This window comes from Sneathiella sp. P13V-1 (assembly GCF_015143595.1).
Lineage (GTDB): Bacteria > Pseudomonadota > Alphaproteobacteria > Sneathiellales > Sneathiellaceae > Sneathiella.
Window position 1 is genome coordinate 34,511 of the sequence record NZ_WYEU01000002.1, and the last position, 18,445, is coordinate 52,955.

Genomic DNA, 18,445 nt, shown 5'->3' on the forward strand with positions numbered 1-18,445 from the left:
TTCAAGGTTTCGACACCTCGAAAATGACGACATCAATCGTTTTGTGTAAAAACCCTGCTTCACAATATTTGAGATACATTTCCCATTTTCGTTTAAAGGTTTCGTCATAGCCAAGGCCGTTAATTTCAGGCCATCTCTCAAGAAAACGTGCGTGCCACTTGTTGAGGGTTAGTGCGTAGTCGGTGCCAAACTCCTCGCACGCTTTGGCGCAAAGATTTTCCTTCTCAGCCGCTTCAATAAAAGCCGATTTGGTCGGAAGGAAACCGCCAGGAAAAATGTGCTTTTGAATAAAATCCTGCTTTCCTTTGTAGCGATCAAATCTGTCTTCGGAGATAGTGATCACCTGAACAGCTGCTTTACCACCACTTAGCAGGTTTTTGTGTAAAGTTTTAAAATAGCGAGGCCAGTTTTCCACTCCGATAGCTTCAAACATTTCAATGGAAACAATGGCGTCATACCTTCCCTTATGTTCCCGAAAATCCTGCAACAGGAAGTTAGCCTGACCGGTTGACGGGATACCTTCAAGCCGGTTTTTGGCAAAAACAAGTTGTTCCTTCGAGAGGGTCAGGCCTGTGGTCTCTGCCTTGAAGATGTCTGCGGCGACTTCTGCAAAACCACCCCACCCACAGCCAATCTCAAGTACTTTATCTCCGGCCTTAATGCCTGCTATTTCGCCAATTCTCGTGTATTTGCGGAGTTGGGCCTTCTCAAGATCATCCTCAGGATCTTCAAAAATCGCAGACGAATAAGTCATCGTCGGATCGAGCCAAAGGCTGTAAAAATCATTTCCCAAATCATAATGATATTCGATGTTCTTTTTACTGTTCCGCAAATTGTTCCGCTTAAACAGACGTCTATATAATGCATTGAGTTTGGTGAAACTACTCGCGGCAAGACCTGAGTTAAATGCCTGCTCGTTCGCCAACAATAGCCTCATTAGGGAAAGCAAATCCGGACTTTCCCATTCTCCGGAAATGTAACTTTCTCCGAAACCAATATCGCCTGCTTTCAGGATCTGCTTGGGGGCTTCATAGCTGAAAAAGCGTATTTCTGCTATTAATTCAGTTTCTGGATCATTTCCAAACTGGTAGCGGATCCCATCAGGCAGAATAACAACCAACTGCCCCTCTCTAATTTTCTTAAAAGTGTGTAGAAGGGCGTTCATCCACGGGTGAAAATGAAATGGGTTCTCAATTCCATCAATCATTCCCATTGAAGTTGATCTAACGTTTTCTTCCGAAACTGTCATTTGGTAGGACCTTCTAGCGAAACTTTTTGCGGATTTGTCTCTTTGTTCTGTCGTTTTATGATTGGGAGTCCCTTGAGCCAGAGTTTCAAGGCTTCCCAATGGATCGCACTGATGATTTTGAGGCCAGACACAGGGTTTGTAAGATAGTGTTTTACAAGATTAGGAGAAGAAAAGGGGAGCCTCACGCCAACAAACGAGGCGTTCAAAGCATGTTTGCCTTCACTTTCAAGTTTGATGGAGATGGCAACCTTTTCATCCGGCAGGACAACAGAAAAGTCGTATCGGCCCGTTTCTGGAAAAAACGGGGAGACGTAAAAATTCTTGTTTTTGCTATGCTTGAGTGCCGGTTGGGTGTTTGCGTCTTCTAATGAAACCGCGTACCTGTGCTTTTCCCCAAAGGTATTGTTTACTTCATATATGATGCCGTCGCATTCACCCTCTTTATTATAAAAGAGGTAGGTAGTGAGAGGATTGAAGCCAAACCCCATTATTCGGGGCATATGAAGCAACTTTATTTTGTCGCCCGACACCCGTGCGCCGATTGATCTTGCCATATCGATAATTTGAGGTTTCAAATCGTCAGTGGAGAACCCTAGATCTTTTGCAAGAAAAGAAATCATGTTCCACCGGTTTAAGGAAAATATAAAAATTTCCTTTTCCAACTTTTGGAGTTCATCCACATCAAACAGACAATAAGTGGACCGATACCGCAATAGGTGGGCGGTAGGGGTTAGTCTTCTGTGAACTACAACGCCCTTATACAGACTGGAGAGAGGCACTAATCAACCCTTTCCTTCTGATTGTTTTTCCCATACTCAGGCAGGGAAATGCGTGATTTTCTTAAACTGAAATTCCAAGGCCTTTGCGCGCCGCCAATCGCTTCGGCTACGGCTAAACCCGATTGAATTCCATCTTCATGAAAACCATAGCCGAAGTAACTACCACAAAACCACAAATTGTTTTTGCCTTGCAGGTTCCACAACATTTTCTGTGCGGCGATGGACTGGCTGTCAAAAATCGGGTGCTCGTAGGGAAAACTCCGAAGAATGGTACCTTCTTTTGGTGGCGAGATAGGGTTTAACGTTACAATATAGTTTTTCTCTGACTGGATGTGCTGAAGTTTGTTCATCCAATATGAAACGCAGAGTTTCTGCTCTTCACCTGTTTTCCCTTCCTGGGAAAGATAGTTCCAGCTAGACCAGGTTTTCTTGCGCTTAGGCAGAAGAGTTTCGTCAGTATGTAGGACAGCGAGATTTTTTTCATAGGGAAACGCTCCTAACAACTTGGTGTATTCAGGCGCTGGTTCTTTTAGGAATGACAGAGCCTGATCAGCATGGGTTGCAATAACAACATCATCAAAACGGTCGATATGACCGTTTCGGCACTCAACAAAAACGCCTTCGCGGGTGGTGCTTATATTTGTGACAACACTGTTGAGCCGTATGTCGCCGCTAATCTGTTCTGCGATTTTATTGACATAAGTTCTGCTACCACCGGACACGGTTCGCCACTCAGGTCGGTCTGCGATTTGTAGCAAACCATGATTATCACAAAAGCGGACGAAAGTTTCAGCAGGATAATCCAGCATATCATTTGCCGGAGTTGACCAGATCGCGGCTCCCATTGGAAGAAGGTGCTTTCTAATAAAAGCATCTGAATATCCGCCCTGCTTTAGATATTCCCCAAGGGTGAGGTTTCGACCTAAAAAATCGAACTGAAGGTTCGGAGCTTCTTCATAGAACTTTTTGATGTCCAGTAGCATTTTGATGAAACTTGGACGCAGCAGATTTCGTTTCTGGGCAAATAAAGCAGCCAGCCCAGAGCCTCCATATTCCCAGCTTCCGTTATTCATGGAGACACTGAACGACATTTCAGTTTTCAAAGATCTGATCTTTAATTCGTCAAAGAGGCCTACGAGATTGGGGTAGTTTTTGTTGTTAAACACAATGAACCCAGTATCGATTGCATGGCCATCGACCTCAACAGTGTTACTATGCCCACCGAGCCGATCCTGTTTTTCATATACCGTCACTCTATGGCTTTTTGATAAAAGCCAGGCGGCAGATAGCCCTGAGATTCCTGTTCCGATTACTGCGATTGATTTCATCTAACGATCCAATTTGTTTCTGAAAATCTTCTACGCGGACAAGCACTATTTGGTTCATTATTATTTTTGATGTGATCCGATGTGTTCTTTTCCCCGTAAAGACCTATACTGACCAAATGAGAAGAGTTCGGAATGCAACGGCTGAATAACCTAATGGACGAACCTGAGACCATTGATGACCAACCCTTAACGGCTCAAGAGTTAGATCAACTTCTGGGCCAAGTGGCGGAGTCATCTGATCAAGCGTCCTTTAGGAAGCTGTTTGATGCTATTGCGCCGAGGCTCAAATCGTTTTTGAGGACGCAAACAAGGGATGACGGTGAAATAGAAGTCATTTTGCAGGAGACGATGTTAAAGGTCTGGCGACGAGCTGAGACTTTTGATCGAAATAAATCTTCTGCTGTGACCTGGATTTATACTGTCGCTAGAAATGTGAAGATCGATCGACTGCGGAAAATGTCGCGGCCTGAACCCGATCCGAACGATCCTAGCTTCATTCCTGCGCCCGTCGAAGATGCCGAACAGATGGTAAACCGTCAGCAGCAAGGTGATTTACTTCGCAAAGCGGTGTCCATACTTCCAGAAGGTCAGAAAGAAATTATCATGTTGGCTTTCTTTGAAGAAAAACCTCATTCAGAGATTGCTGAAATTCTTGGGGTTCCTCTTGGAACCGTTAAGTCCCGGATACGTTTGGCTTTTGGTAAAATCCGGAATGAATTGGAGCGCCTGAAATGAGCATTCAACATCATATCAACGATGATACGCTGTTGGCTTATGTGAATAACACTCTGCCTGAGACCCTGTCTGTCGTTGTCGCAACACATTTGGCAATATGTCCAGACTGTAGGAAATCTGTCGAGATGATGGACGATTTGGCGGCTATGTATGTTCTCAACTCGGATCCGGCAGAGTTATCGTCCTCTGAAAGACATATTCCAGATATGCCCGGCTTTAAACATGCTGATAAGTCTGATGCATCAGGAACCCGCGTATTAGAACGCGATAAAGGGGTGCCCGCGCCTTTGTCTGATTATTTGCCCGTTAATCTGGATGATGTCCCGTGGCGTCGATTGGTTCCTGGCGTGAGTCATTTTCCTCTGAGCACTAAATCCAGAGATGGGAATAAAGGTGCTCTCAGGCTGTTAAAAATTGCCCCGGGTACACCGTTGCCTGAACATGGACATGGCGGGCAGGAGCTCACACTCATCCTGAGTGGATCCTATATTGACGAAATGGGACGTTTCCGTAAAGGAGACATCGCGGATCTGGATGAGGATGTCGAGCATCGACCAGTGGCGGATACAGAAAAGGATTGTATTTGTTTGATCGCGACGGACGCGCCATTACGATTTAAAGGTTTGATTAGCCGAATGCTTCAACCCATGATCGGTATTTGATAGTTTTTCCCCTTTTCTGCGATATTTAAACCGCATCCCACAAATAAATTAACCTTTGTCCTGTACCCAAAGGTTGCTACTCTTGCAAAAGCGCGTGAGTGGTAACCTATAGTAGTTGTGTGCGTTTTCTGTCCGTTGCTACCTGGGGGACTTATGTCGGGACAAAGGAAATGGTTTAAATCGGTGATAGGTAAGGCGCGGCCTTACTTGTTCGAACTGGTAACCTACTCTTTATTTGTGAATCTTTTTGCACTGGTTATCCCTTTATTTGTTCTGCAAACTTATAACAGGGTAGTTGCCTTTGGAAATCTAACCACTCTTCAGGGGTTGGTAATAGGTGTTTGTCTAGCCCTTGTTTTTGACTTCATACTGCGTCAACTCCGTAGCCGTATCTTGCAGCGTGCGGCCATGCGTGTAGAGATTGATCTTGCTGATCAGGTAATGAAGAAATTCTGGGCTTTGCCTTTGCGGGTTCTGGAAAACAGGGCAAGCGCCTATTGGCATGGTATTTTCCGTGATGTTGATACAATTAGAAATACGATCGCAGGACCGCCGTTTCTGCTTATCGTGGACTTACCATTTGCTGTCCTGTTCATCATATTGATCTTCTTGATTGCAAAACCCATCGCCTGGATTTTCCTGTCAATTGTTCCTTTGTTTGTTCTGCTGGCGTTGGTGTCTAGCATTGTCATGCGACGCTCAACCGATATCGAAAAGGAAAGCCAAAGAAAGCGAGATGGCCTTGTCGCGGATATGGTCGGGAGCAGAGGGACCGTAAAGGCGCTGTCGCTGGATCATGGAATGGCTCCATATTGGGAAGATGTTCAATCCAATACTATTGAAAATGCCATGAAGCGCGGGGCGCGTCAGGATGGATTTATGAACGCGGGCACCATCATGACACTTGCGACCACGGTTGTGATTACTAGTTTTGGTGCCATTGCAATTATAAATCAGGAACTTAGTATCGGAGCGTTAATCGCTGCCAATATGTTGTCAAGCCGGGTGATTGGCCCTTTTAGTCAGTTGGTTGGAGGCTGGAGATCATTTTCCGCTTACCGCCAATCTAAAGAACGGCTTGTCGAATTAATGTCGTTACCGGAAGAGCGGCAGGATATTTCCATCAAACTTGAGAAACCAGAAGGCGCCATCAAGATCGAAGACCTTACCTTTCGCTACCGTGAAGAAGGTGAACCAGTTCTGGATAATGTAAATGCGACTTTTGTCCCAAACGCCATACATACGATCATGGGGCCTAATGGTGGTGGTAAAAGTACGCTGATTAAATTGCTGAAAGGACTGTATTCACCTCATAAAGGGCGGGTGATGCTGGGTGATGCTGATCTTCAGCAATTTACACGCAGCCAGCTTTCAAACTGGATTGGATATGTGCCGCAGGAAACCGTTTTGATCGGCGGTACAATTCGGGAAAATATCGCGCGCAAGAGGGATGATATTCCAGATGAAGAAGTTATCCGTGTGGCCAAACTTGCCGGTGTTCATAATATTATATTGGACTTACCCGATGGTTATGCAACAGACGTTGGTGAGGCCGGAAGCGCGTTGTCTGGTGGCGTACGACAACGCATATCAATCGCGCGGGCACTGATAAACGATCCCCCTGTGCTCATTCTCGATGAACCCTCTTCCAACCTAGACCGACCTTCAGAGCAATCTTTAAGAGAGCTTCTCTCACGACTTTCTCAAAATCACACCATCGTGGTTGTCTCCCACAGTCCTGTTTTGCTGGGGGCGACTGATTATCTGCATTTGTTGGATGACAGGCGGTTTGTCTTGTCGGGACCTCGTGAAAGTGTCATCGCAGAGATAGAAAAAAAGGCGCGGCAACAAAAAGAGAGCCTGCAAAGGAATAATCAAAACACAGAAGGTACAGCTGCGAAGCAGGGTGAGGGGAGTATATCCTCATGAAAAAATACAGTGACCTTGAAAAACACTATCCCTTGCCCGCCCGGCGTTTAATTGGCTGGACGGTTATTCTGATCGTAGTGGGATTTTTGATATGGACGCAGGTTGCAAAACTGGATGAGGTATCCGTTCTGTCAGGTGAGGTGGTTCCGCAGGATCAGGTTAAAGTTATTCAGCATCTGGAAGGCGGAATTGTTAAAGAGGTCCATGTGAGAGATGGCAGTATCGTCAGAAAAGGCGATCCGTTAATGCAATTGGATCTGGCGGTTAATGCGATTAATGAAGATGCGCTGTTAATTCAGCTGTCTGGGGCTCAAATCAAAAGAGCGCGACTGGTTGCTGAAGCTGAAGGTAAAAAGCCAATTTACCCGGTCGTCAGCAATGAAGCTGTTCTTCCGGTTTTGAATGCTGAGAAAAAAGTCCATGCCGCGCGTCAGGCTCAACTGAATTCAAAATTAAGAATACTAAAAGATAAGGCTCAACAAAAGCAGCAGGATGTTGAGCAATTAAGCATCAAGATTTCAACGGTGAGCTCTGATCTGGAAGTGTTGCGCCGTAAATTTGCCATGTCTACAGAGCTGCTGGCCTCCAAGTTAACTCCCAAGATAGAACATCTGGAACTGGAAACGGAGCTTACGCGCCTGCAGGGTGAAATGAGAGTTCTCAAGGCGTCTGTTCCCAAAACGCACTCTCTTGCTTCAGAAGCGAAGGAGAAAATAGAAGAGGAGAAACTAAATTATCGGCTGCAAGCACAAGAAGAACAGGCGTTGGTAGAACAGGAAATTGCTCGTTTGAAAGAGTTGCTGATTACCGCAGGGGATCAGGTTACGCGTACCACAGTTAGAAGTCCAATTGACGGAGTTATCAAAAACCTTCGTTACAATACGATTGGTGGGATTATAAGGGCAGGTGACATTATCATGGATGTAGTGCCAACAAGCGATCGATTGGTTGTAGAGGCCCGCCTTAATCCTGCTGATCGAGGGTTTGTAGAAGTTGGTCAATCGGCAGTAGTGAAGCTGACAGCGTATGATTTTTTCATTTATGGAGGGATTAAAGGCAAAATTTCCAACATTGCGGCAGACTCCACAACTGATCAGGACGGGCAACCATTCTATAAGGTGGTGGTAGAAACTGATGACGCAGATGAAAACTTGAAAGGCCTTTTAATTTCTCCAGGGATGCAGGCAATGGTCGATGTTCATACGGGGAAGAAAACCGTCATGCAGTATTTGTTGCAACCAGTATTGAAGATGAAGCATGAAAGTTTTAGGGAACGCTGACACATGCTCAAACGCGCAATTGTTAAAACTTATCGGTTGATTGCAGGGTCTTTTGGTCAAAAACTCGTGTGGGCGATTTTGCTAGCCCTTTTATATATCCAGTATTTGAACACCCCACTTATGGAGGGGGTTAGAAATCGTGGATTTGATCTCTATCAGAGGATTGTTCCAAGAGTTGAAGCGCCAATTAATCCTGTTGTGGTTTTGGACATCGATGAGAAAAGTCTGGCTCGTATTGGTCAGTGGCCATGGTCCCGTGACGTCTTGGCGGAGTTGATTGAAAAGCTGACACGCCTTGGTGTTGTCGTGATTGGTTTCGATATAGTGTTTTCCGAAGAAGACCGTCTTTCCCCCCCTCTTCTTGCGAAGACTTTGCGGGATGTTGACGATGAAACACGCAAAAAGTTATTGAAAATGCCTGGAAATGACCTCCTCATGGCCGAAGCTATGAAGCGAAGCCGAGTGGTTCTTGGTGGGTTTGTCAGTAACGAGGATGGGGTTACTGAAAGCCGAACATTAAAGAGGCTTTCAAGTATCAATTATATCGGCCAAAACCCCAATAGGTTTGTCCGGCCTGCTATTCATTTTGTTGGGAACTTGCCGATACTGGAAAATGCGGCCAAAGGATTTGCCAACTTCACGCTCGATAGTGATTATGACGGGATTATTCGACGGGTTCCTCTGTTTAATAGAGTTGATAGTAAGCTCATCCCAATACTTGGATTGGAAATGCTTAGGGTGGCGACAGGGCAAAATCTACTTGTTAAGGCTAATGAAAACGGTATTGAGGGAGTTGTCGTCGCCCGCACCTTGATACCTACTGATGGCTTTGGGCGCATGTGGGTGCGTTTTTCGCAATTCAATCCAAGCAACTATATTTCAGCAGTAGATGTGCTGGACGGAACCGTTAACCCCGAAAGGCTGGCAGGGAAACTTGTGCTTGTAGGCACTTCCGCGACAGGCTTGAAGGATTTACGTTCCAGTCCTGTAGATCCAATCATTCCAGGTGTGGAAGTCCATGCGCAGATGCTGCAGACTATCTTGACAGGAGAGCATCTCTTTCGCGGAGATTTGATGAGGGCGTTTGAATGGTTTGGGCTGTTGTTCGTTGGAGGAACCCTAATCATTGTAATGCCTTTACTCGGCGCTCGGACAACTTTTCTTGGTTTGACGGCTCTTGTCGCGGGATGGTGTGCTACATCAGGCTATCTGTATGTGGAAAAGTCAGTTTTTCTGGACGTGACCTATTTCCTCATATCAACAACGATAATGTTCTTCCTGTTGGTTTATTTTAGTTTTCGCTCAACAGAACAGCAGCGTGGTAAGATACGAAGTGCTTTCTCACATTACCTATCTCCTGCCATGGTGGATCAATTAACCGAGGCACCTGATCAGTTGAAGTTGGGCGGAGAAGTAAAGGAGATGACTTTCCTATTTTGCGATGTGCGTGGTTTTACAACCATTTCAGAGCAGTTCAACAATGACCCGGAAGGCTTGACGCAGCTTATCAATGATTTTCTGACCCCAATGACAGATATTATTCTTAAACATCGCGGAACGATCGACAAGTACATGGGGGATTGCATTATGGCGTTCTGGAATGCTCCACTTGACGACCCAGAACATGCTCGACATTCTGTGGAAGCGGCTAGAGAAATGATTGCAAAACTCGGGATCGTTAATACTGACCTTGAGCAAAAAGCAAAAACTGAAGGGCGTCAGCATATTCCCATCAAAGTGGGGGTGGGACTTAATACTGGATCCTGTGTTGTCGGTAACATGGGGTCAGAGCAGAGATTTGATTATTCCGTTCTTGGTGATGCTGTAAATCTGGCCTCCCGTCTTGAAGGACAGTGCAAGTTTTACGGATTTGAAATTATCATCGGACCAGATACCGCAAAAGCACAACCAGAAAACTCTGTTCTTGAGCTGGACTTGATTGCAGTGAAGGGAAAATCAGAGGCCGTCAAAATATATGGGTGTATTTCAGACAATATGGTTGATGGAGAACCTGCGGGTCTTGTGATCAAAAATCGTGAAATGCTGGCAGCTTATCGTGAACGCAATTGGGCAACAGCAGGCAATCTTGCCTCTGACTGCCTTTCTATAGCTCCAGCTCTAGGTCATTTTTACGAGCTTTATCAGGAGCGTATAGCGAATTTTCAGCGCGAGGCACCTGATGAAAACTGGTGCGGTGTATATGCGCCAACAACAAAATAATAATTTTCTTAGTAGTAGTAAAAGTTGTGAAGCGACAGAAATGCTGGTATTGAGAAGTAATTAAGTGTCGCGGTCTAGTAAGAAATTTTGTTCATAATAACAATATAACGGGCCTTCTGGGGGCAACATGAAAACAGCGTTTCTAAATAGTCGGGCTATTTCTGGATACATCACACGCTTGACTTGTAGCGTTTCAATGCTTGCCTTGGGAGCTACTGCAGTAGTTGCTGGGCCATTGGAAGAAGAACTGGCGTTTTTATTATCCACCCATCCTCAACTTGATATTGGTCGCGACAATGTCACCGCTGCAGAAAGCGGTGTGGATGCCGCCTTGTCGGGTTTCTTGCCGAAGGTAACGGTAAATGGTGATCTAGGGTGGGAATACACTGATAATGATACTCAGACGGATACTTATGATACCGATCGCTACAGTGCCGGCGTGGAAATCCGTCAGAACCTTTTTGAAGGCAACAAGACCACCGCAAATATCGAAGCCGCAGAAACAACCAAGGCTCTAGCGGACATCGACCTTTTATTCAGACAGCAACAACTCATGTTTGAGGGAATAGTTGCCTATTTGAATGTTGAGCGGTTTGGTTTTTTGAAGCTTCTCTCAGAAGAGAATGAAAAGACACTTAAACGCCAATTGCAACTTGAAGACGAGCGTGTGGAGCGCGGCGCTGGGATTGAAGTTGATGTGCTGCAAGCCAAGTCTCGATTGCAGCGTGCTGTGGAAAGGCGTGTTGCTGTAGAGGGGAGCCTAAAAGAATCTCATGCGAGATACTTGCAGGTTTTTGGCAAACCAGCTGATGACGGCGGTGTATTTGAGGCTGTACCGCCGGTTGATAAACTACCAGCTAGCTTGGATGACGCATTAACGCGGGCTAAAGAAAAAAACCTGCAGCTTTTGAACAGTAAAGAACAAGTGAAGATTGCAGACGCTCAAAGGCGTGTGTTTAAAGCTGATTATGCTCCAACACTGGATGCAGTGGCGAGGTATGACTGGGAGCAGGATATTGATGGTACCGAAGGGAGAGAGGATGCCTTTTTCGCCGGTCTGGAGCTTCGTTGGGAAGTGTTCTCGGGTTTTCTTACAGATGCCCAAGTAGAGCAGGCATCCGCGCGACACAATGCTGCTCTTTCCTCAGTCCGATACACCACTCAAAAGGTTGAGGAAGAGGTCCGTGTCGCATGGCGTGCCCTGAAAACAGCGCAAGAACGCGAGCAACTTTTGGAAAATGCCGTCAATATTGCGGCTGAAGTTTTCATAGCGCGTCAGAAATTACGTGAGGGTGGTAAAGAAACAGCATTGAACGTACTTGATGCGGAAAACGAGTTTTATGCTGCGCGGATTGCTCAAGTGTCAGCCGCTTATGAAGCAAGAACTGCTGTTTATAGAGTTCTTCTCTCAATTGGTGAATTGACAGCTGAGAACTTGGGAGTCTCGTCTTAATCCCTTGTATATTAGAAAATATTGATTCGATTTTTTCGTTAAATCAGGGTTTTGTTTAGAAGGTGCTTGTGGATTTGGTGGTTACCGAAATTGGTTTGTTTCTCTATTCCGAATTCCACTATTATGGCTTCTATATGGTTAACAGGCTCGACAATTAATCCCCCTTTTTGGGGTGGGGAGGCAGTATACAGGGCTTGGTTTTTCCCGCCTATTTTAACTAATAAGCTACATATCTAAAAATAATTAATTAAAATCAGAAACTTAGAGGGTTTGGTAAAAATTCTCTTAACATTTTTCCCCGTTTCATCCGTTTGAGGGATGAAATAAGTAAAAACATGTGTTGAATAGTGGCAGTTAAATAATCGCTATGATTTGGAAAGCGCTTAATTTCTTTCCATATCGTTAAAATAAGCGTAAATTTTGGCTAATATTCGTGAGTGTTGTGTATGAGAATTTCCTCGCTCCGATAGCAGAAGTAGTAAGTGTTCCATAGTTAAGTAAACCACTATCGATACATGGTCATCGAGGGGAAAAAAAATGGCACTCCGTTCTGATTTTGAAACCGGCACCTCAACTGGTCAAGGCGCAGGTAATCTGAATGTTTTGAATTCAGAGGAGATTACTTCCGTTGAGATTCCTCACGGGAATTTCATTCTTCATGCAGAATACGCTCGTGATGGGCAGGATTTGGTCCTTACCGATGAGTATGGGCGCGAGGTCGCTGTAGAAGGTTATTTTTCCCATTCCCCGCTACCTGATTTGACAAATGAGGCAGGTGCCCGTGTTGAAGGTGCTTTTGTCGAGAAACTTGCAGGTCCGGGACAGGTTGCACAAAGCGGAAATCAGGCTGCCGCTCTTGGTGAGCCGGTTGGCGCCGTCGAAACTTTGGAAGGTGTTGCAACAGTTCGCCACAAAGATGGGACAAGCGAGCAATTACAGCTAGGTGATGAAATCTATCAAGATGACATCATCGAGACGTCAAGCAATGGAAATCTAGGCGTTCTGTTAAAAGACGGGTCCATAATGGGTGTTGGCCCTGGATCGCGGATGACAATTGACAGCTTTGTATATGACTCAGAAACGAACGACGGCAATGTGGGGTTGTCATTCCTCAAAGGCGCTGTTTCTTTTGTTTCTGGCAAAATTGCTAAAAATGATTACGAGGATGTCAACATCAAGGTGCCATTTGGGACTATTGGCATACGTGGAACGGAGTTTGTAGTTGAAACAGGTCCAGATGGTCTGGCAACGGTTTATGTTTTGGAAGGTCGTGTCCTGACTATTTCCAATGGTCAGCAAGTTATTTTGGAACCCGGTGATCTAGCCTCTATCACGACCGCTGGTTTGACATCAATTCAGCAACTCCCTGTAGTGCAAATTCAAGAGTTGTTTAAAGAAGTCCTCCGTTCACAAGAAGGTACCCGTAGCATTAGGGATGGTCGTGCGGATAACAGCGAAGGTGAACTGGACGCAGAGCCTGCTGCTGGGGGGAATCAACAAGCCGATGGAACCGGCAATGACTCGGGAGAAGAAAATCCTGAGAATTCCAAGTCTGACCGAGAAGAAGACTTCGCGCTTGAGGAATTCGATCCAAACCTAACCTCGTCGGAGGTGGGTAATATTGATATTTCTGTGCTGTTTACAGGTTCATCAGGTTCTGACCCAAACTTCCAGGAAAAAGGTGATCTTGATACATTTGAGGGCGCAATTGCGTTCTTTGGTAGTGACGGAGACGATGTGTTTACTGGAGGTGGATTCGGTGATTTCATTTCTGGTATCGGTGGCAACGATAGCCTGTCTGGCGCAGGTGGTAATGACAGTGTTTCTGGCGGTGAAGGGAATGATACACTCAATGGTGATGGCGGAGATGATACCGTAGATGGTGGCGTAGGTAACGATGTTCTGCAAGGCGGGGAAGGAAGTGTAGATATCCTTCTTGGTGGCGAAGGTGATGACCTTCTTTATGGAGATAATGCCGACGATCCGGATCCGACAACGGGCGATATGGATACCCTTTTTGGCGATGGTGGCAATGATACGCTATACGGCGGCGGTGGCAATGACCTTATGTTCGGTGGCTCAGGTAACGACGAGTTATATGGCGGATATGGTTCGGATGAACTGAATGGTGGTGCCGGACATGATGTACTTCTTGGTGGCGCAGGCGATGATACGCTTAACGGTGGTTCTGGGAATGACGTTCTGCAAGGCGGAAAAGGGAGTGTAGATAGCCTCAGCGGTGGTGAGGGGGACGATCTTCTTTATGGCGATGACGCCGTTGATCTGGACCCTGAGTTGGGGGACCTGGATACCGTATCTGGTGATCAGGGTAATGATACATTGTATGGTGGCGGTGGCGCGGATCTGCTCAATGGTGGCGAAGACGATGATTTACTCTTCGGAGGGTTTGGTTCAGATGAAATACTTGGTGGATCAGGCGCGGACACACTGAGTGGTGATGCCGGTAATGACACGCTGGACGGTGGAGAGGGAATTGACACTGCATTTTATGCAGGCAGCGCTTCATCCTATGAATTCTCCTACAAAGACGGTCAAATCATTGTAGAGGACACCGCTACAGGTGATAGTGATACACTTTCAAATGTTGAGAGGGCCAAATTCAGCGAAGAGGGAGATTTTTCTCTTGTCACTTTTTCCATATCAGGTGATCAGGATGTCGTGGAAGGGGGAGTGGCCTCATTTGAGATTTCTCTTTCTGGAACCCCTCTTTCTCCAGGTGAAACTGCCTCTGTCATCGTTAGCTTAGAAGGCGCAGGGGGCGATGTCGGGTCTTTGTTTGATGCGCTGTCAAGTGCGGCTGCTGAAAGCTCTGGTGTTTCTGTTGTTGCTTTAGATGAAGGCGTTGAAGTCACCTTTAGTGGTGGGTTAGAAAGTGCCTCCTCTCTTGTTTTTGAATTAGCAGCTCATATAGATGGCGAGATTGAGAGCCCAGAGAGTTTTGATGTTAAAATAACGCCTCGGAATACGGATTCTTCAATAGCGGTTGTTATTGATGATACAGTATCAACAACCATTGAAGATTTGCCCCCAGTGGAATTTTATCTGGGGGGCGCTGATCAGATCGCTGAGGGTGCTGAAGGCGGCTTCCAGATTGGCTATACTGGCAACATTCCCGAAGGCGGAACTGCTTCTATTCAGGTTGCCTTTTCTTCAGGCTCAACAGAAGAAGGTGATGTTGAGAGTTTCTACACTGCTCTTCAAGCTGCTGCGGATAACGTAGATGGCGTTAGTTTCGACCGGGAAACCAGAGTGTTGGAGTTTTCAAGCGGGACAACCGAACTGGCCTTCTCGATAGGAGCGATAAACGATACTCTGACAGAGGGAGATGAAAGCTTCTCTGTTACCATCGCTGATCCGATTTCTGACGTGGTATACGTATCGGTTGATGCTGCAAACGAAGCCGTTACAACTCGCATTATTGATAACGATGCTATCGGGATTTCTCTACAAGGTTCTACCAGTGTTCGTGAAGGTGAAGCGGCTGATTACAATATTGCTATAGACGGAGAAATACCAGCAGGAGAGACAATTTCCGTCGATGTAAGCATTTTGGATGGACTTGAAAATACAGCTTCAGAAGATGACTATGGAAGTCTCGTGGCAGCATTGGCAGCTGCGGCGAGTGAAACCTCTGGGGTGGAGGCCAATGGGACAACCCTAACTTTCGACTCCACCGTGACAGAGTTCAGTTTTTCTCTTGCCACCGTTAGTGAAGATGAATTGGAGGGAAGTGAAGATTTTGTAGTCACTCTGAGTAATGCCGTGGTGTCCAATGGTGGCATAGCTAACTTGGATGGCGAAGGAGCTGTCACAACTTCAATAACTGAGCCACCTACTGATGTCGCATTTTCACTGATTGGAGATCCGAGTGTTTCCGAAGGAGCGAGTGCGTCTTATACAATCAGTTACACCGGTGGTATAGCTTTTGAAGAAACTGCTTCTGTCCGGGTTGTCCTAAATGAAGGAAATCCTGAGGCTAGCGCTGACGCTACTGATGTAGAAAACCTTATCGCAGCCTTGCAGGAAGCGGTTGACGCCACGGCAGGTGTTACCCTCGATGGCGATACATTAATATTTGACAGTAGTTCTACCTCCCTGAGTTTCAGTTTAGGAGCCGTCGATGATGGACTGACAGAAGGTCCTGAAGGCTTCTCAATATCATTGGTAGATGCCAGTGCGTCTTCTGGCGCAGCGAGAGTGGTGGAGCTGGATGGAACCGTTGTTACCGAAATCACAGATAATGACACTCTTAAAGTAGAGCTCACAGGCGACAACTCTGTTAGAGAGGGGAGCGCTGCGGAGTATACGATTAACATTATCGGTGAAATTCCTGATGGCGAGACTGTTTCCGTCGATGTGCTTGATCAAATTGATACTGCAAGTTCTGAGGACTATCAAAATCTCGTCGCAGCATTGAACAACGCTGCCGCAGCAACGACCGGTGTCTCTGTTTCCGGTAATACTGTAACTTTTGATTCAACGGCATCTAGTTTCACCTTTAGTCTAGGAATTATTGAAAATGATGGTGAAGAGGGTGTCGAAACCTTTGCCATTACTCTCGATAGTCCGGAAATATCTAATGAAGGAGATGTTGAAATAACTGGCTCAGGAACGGTTTCAACGACCATCACTGAACCAAGTTATATTGTCTTCTCGATAAGCGGTGATGAAGCTGTAATTGAAGGCGCCTCTGCCAGTTATACAATTGGATACACTGGTATGATTGAGGACGGCGAAACTGCATCCGTTCGTATCGCCTTCAACGAGGGCAGTGCCACTGCTGAAGATCTGAGTACCATTGTTGCCGCCCTCCAAAGTGCGGCAGATAATACGGCGGGTGTCTCATTTGACGGTGTTGACCTTGTTACTTTTGATAGTACTTCCGGCCCTCTAGAATTTGATCTTGGTATTGTTGATGATGGACTGACAGAGGGGGATGAAACCTTCTCCATTTCCTTGTTTGGGCCGATCGGTTCTTCAGGGTTTGTGAGTGTAGACCCACTTGCTGGTTCCGCGGGGACACAGATTGATGATATTGACTCAATACAGGTGGAAATCGTTGGCGATGCGTCTGTGGTTGAAGGTGGGACTGCTACATATAGTATAAGTCTAACAGGTGGCGTGCCTTCAGGTGAAACTGTTTCCTTTGAAGTGAGGATACAGGAGGGCTCTACCAATTCTGCTGACATATCAGATTATAGTAGTCTGGTTGCTGCTTTGGCGACTGCTGCGGCGTCAACTCCTGGAGTGACTTCGGATGGTAACACGCTGACATTTGATTCAACAGCGAGTGCACTTTCCTTCTCTTTGGATATTTCTGAATTGGACGGCGTTGAAGGGGTGGAAGATTTTGTTGTCACTCTTGCCAATCCGAGTGTTTCGAACGGTGGTGATATCGAAATGGGCCCTTCGGGAGAGGTGACAACAGAGATTTTGGAGAATTTCTCTGTTCAGGTTGGCTTTTCAGAAACCGAGGTGGTCAGGGAAGAAGGACAGACTTCCCGATTTAACATTGAACTTACGGCCACATTCGGACCGGGGGTCGCGACTCTTCCTGCCGGTGCTGAAATTGTTTTTAGCTTGGCGTTCCTCAATATTGATACGGAAGCAGCTGATTTTGATGGAATGCTTTCTGACTTTATGAGCAGTTTCCCTGCCGGTGTCGAGGTGACTGCCGAAGAAGAAGGAATTTTAATCACCGTAACGGATCAAGCTGTTTTCACAAATGGTGACTTGGTTCTTCCAGTGGACGTGATCTCTATTGGTAGTGATGGTATTGAATCTTCCGAAGAGTTTGCTTTGAGTATTGAGAACGTAATTGGAACAGGAACCGGTATCGAAGTTGTTGAAGGCAATCTGATTGCCGTCGGTACGCTCACAGATGATGGAATTGTCGCAATCACACCGACAACTGAAGATGATGATTTGCAGGGCACTGCGGATGCGGATCTGATAGATGCGCTTTCCGGTGATGATCGTGTTGCTGGCGGTGCAGGTGACGATACACTTATTGGTGGCCAGGGGCGTGATCGTATAGAAGGCGATGCGGGCGCTGACAGTCTCGTAGGTGGTGAAGGAGACGACTCACTGTTTGGTGGAGAAGGCACTGACACCCTTATCGGTGGCTCCGGAGATGATGCCCTCGATGGAGGAGAAGGAGCAGGATTACTTGATGGTGGATCAGGTAATGACACTCTCACTGGCGGATCAGCTGCGGACACTCTGCTGGGTGGTGAAGGGCGTGATGAACTCAGGGGGCTTGACGGGAACGACCGACTCGAAGGCAATGAAGGAGATGATACCCTCATAGGTGGTGCTGGCGACGATACTCTAATAGGGAGCAATGGTGCTGATCTTTTGATTGGTAGTGAAGGCGACGACATTCTGACAGGTAATGGAAATATTGATATCTTTGCATTCATTCGTCTGCAGGATGCAACTCAAATGACTACCAATGGGATTTTCTCTGGTACCAGTGATGAAATTACCGACTTTGGAAATGGAAAAGACCTTATCCAATTGGCTGAAGAGTTTGAATTCGTTGGGGAGTACAATGCGTTTGACGATTTCCTAACAACCATTGATGGTCAGGCGTATGACGGTACCAACGCTGATTACAGTGGTGGTCAGACCGAGGGAGAAGCGAAAGTTATCTTCGATGGAACGCACCTCTATTATGATGCAAATGGAAATGACGATGGCTATACGGTTGTCGCGCACATTTCATCCGGCACCGTTGTGGGAACAGACATTACGACCTCAAATGGTGGTGCATAGATCGAAAAGGCA

At 46.2% G+C, this 18,445-nt stretch carries 10 protein-coding genes; 7 read left to right on the forward strand and 3 right to left on the reverse strand.

Features of this window, described 5'->3' with window-relative positions:
• Position 1 precedes the first annotated feature (1 nt).
• From GUA87_RS07135 to GUA87_RS07145, 3 genes are read right to left on the reverse strand one after another with little or no spacing between them, the layout of a single operon-like run.
• Positions 2-1,249, reverse strand: a complete 1,248-nt coding sequence (locus GUA87_RS07135; RefSeq protein WP_193715884.1) for an SAM-dependent methyltransferase — start codon at positions 1,247-1,249, stop codon at positions 2-4.
• Positions 1,246-2,028: a DUF1365 domain-containing protein gene (locus tag GUA87_RS07140; protein WP_193715885.1), complete on the reverse strand. Its 783-nt coding sequence runs from the start codon at positions 2,026-2,028 to the stop codon at positions 1,246-1,248. The genes GUA87_RS07135 and GUA87_RS07140 overlap by 4 nt, the downstream gene beginning before the upstream one ends.
• The gene (locus tag GUA87_RS07145) at positions 2,028-3,356 is read right to left on the reverse strand and encodes an NAD(P)/FAD-dependent oxidoreductase (RefSeq protein ID WP_193715886.1); all 1,329 of its coding nucleotides are present in this window, start codon (positions 3,354-3,356) and stop codon (positions 2,028-2,030) included. Before GUA87_RS07145 ends, GUA87_RS07140 begins: the two co-directional genes overlap by 1 nt.
• Positions 3,357-3,488: 132 nt before the next feature.
• On the opposite strand from GUA87_RS07145, the gene GUA87_RS07150 reads away from it, so the two are divergent.
• From GUA87_RS07150 to GUA87_RS07180, 7 genes are all read left to right on the forward strand, one after another.
• Positions 3,489-4,091, forward strand: a complete 603-nt coding sequence (locus GUA87_RS07150; RefSeq protein WP_193715887.1) for a sigma-70 family RNA polymerase sigma factor — start codon at positions 3,489-3,491, stop codon at positions 4,089-4,091.
• Entirely contained in the window at positions 4,088-4,753 is a 666-nt protein-coding gene (locus tag GUA87_RS07155) for a ChrR family anti-sigma-E factor (protein ID WP_193715888.1), read from the forward strand. Before GUA87_RS07150 ends, GUA87_RS07155 begins: the two co-directional genes overlap by 4 nt.
• Positions 4,754-4,906: 153 nt before the next feature.
• Positions 4,907-6,682, forward strand: coding sequence for a peptidase domain-containing ABC transporter (locus GUA87_RS07160; RefSeq protein ID WP_193715889.1), 1,776 nt, complete (start codon positions 4,907-4,909; stop codon positions 6,680-6,682).
• Positions 6,679-7,962, forward strand: coding sequence for an HlyD family type I secretion periplasmic adaptor subunit (locus GUA87_RS07165; RefSeq protein WP_193715890.1), 1,284 nt, complete (start codon positions 6,679-6,681; stop codon positions 7,960-7,962). The genes GUA87_RS07160 and GUA87_RS07165 overlap by 4 nt, the downstream gene beginning before the upstream one ends.
• 3 nt (positions 7,963-7,965) lie before the next feature.
• Positions 7,966-10,182, forward strand: a complete 2,217-nt coding sequence (locus tag GUA87_RS18195) for a CHASE2 domain-containing protein (RefSeq protein ID WP_193715891.1) — start codon at positions 7,966-7,968, stop codon at positions 10,180-10,182.
• 127 nt (positions 10,183-10,309) lie between these two features.
• Positions 10,310-11,635: a TolC family outer membrane protein gene (locus GUA87_RS07175; protein ID WP_193715892.1), complete on the forward strand. Its 1,326-nt coding sequence runs from the start codon at positions 10,310-10,312 to the stop codon at positions 11,633-11,635.
• Between the two features lie 537 nt (positions 11,636-12,172).
• The gene (locus GUA87_RS07180; protein ID WP_193715893.1) at positions 12,173-18,433 is read left to right on the forward strand and encodes a Calx-beta domain-containing protein; all 6,261 of its coding nucleotides are present in this window, start codon (positions 12,173-12,175) and stop codon (positions 18,431-18,433) included.
• Positions 18,434-18,445 lie beyond the last annotated feature (12 nt).

What these genes read in the sequence shown, in the direction of transcription:
- GUA87_RS07180 (WP_193715893.1), top strand. Translation starts at nt 12,173, where the DNA reads ATGGCACTCCGTTCTGATTTTGAAACCGGCACCTCAACTGGTCAAGGC.
- GUA87_RS07150 (WP_193715887.1), top strand. Translation starts at nt 3,489, where the DNA reads ATGCAACGGCTGAATAACCTAATGGACGAACCTGAGACCATTGATGAC.
- GUA87_RS07135 (WP_193715884.1), bottom strand. Translation starts at nt 1,249, where the DNA reads ATGACAGTTTCGGAAGAAAACGTTAGATCAACTTCAATGGGAATGATT.
- GUA87_RS07165 (WP_193715890.1), top strand. Translation starts at nt 6,679, where the DNA reads ATGAAAAAATACAGTGACCTTGAAAAACACTATCCCTTGCCCGCCCGG.
- GUA87_RS07155 (WP_193715888.1), top strand. Translation starts at nt 4,088, where the DNA reads ATGAGCATTCAACATCATATCAACGATGATACGCTGTTGGCTTATGTG.
- GUA87_RS07175 (WP_193715892.1), top strand. Translation starts at nt 10,310, where the DNA reads ATGAAAACAGCGTTTCTAAATAGTCGGGCTATTTCTGGATACATCACA.
- GUA87_RS07160 (WP_193715889.1), top strand. Translation starts at nt 4,907, where the DNA reads ATGTCGGGACAAAGGAAATGGTTTAAATCGGTGATAGGTAAGGCGCGG.
- GUA87_RS18195 (WP_193715891.1), top strand. Translation starts at nt 7,966, where the DNA reads ATGCTCAAACGCGCAATTGTTAAAACTTATCGGTTGATTGCAGGGTCT.
- GUA87_RS07145 (WP_193715886.1), bottom strand. Translation starts at nt 3,356, where the DNA reads ATGAAATCAATCGCAGTAATCGGAACAGGAATCTCAGGGCTATCTGCC.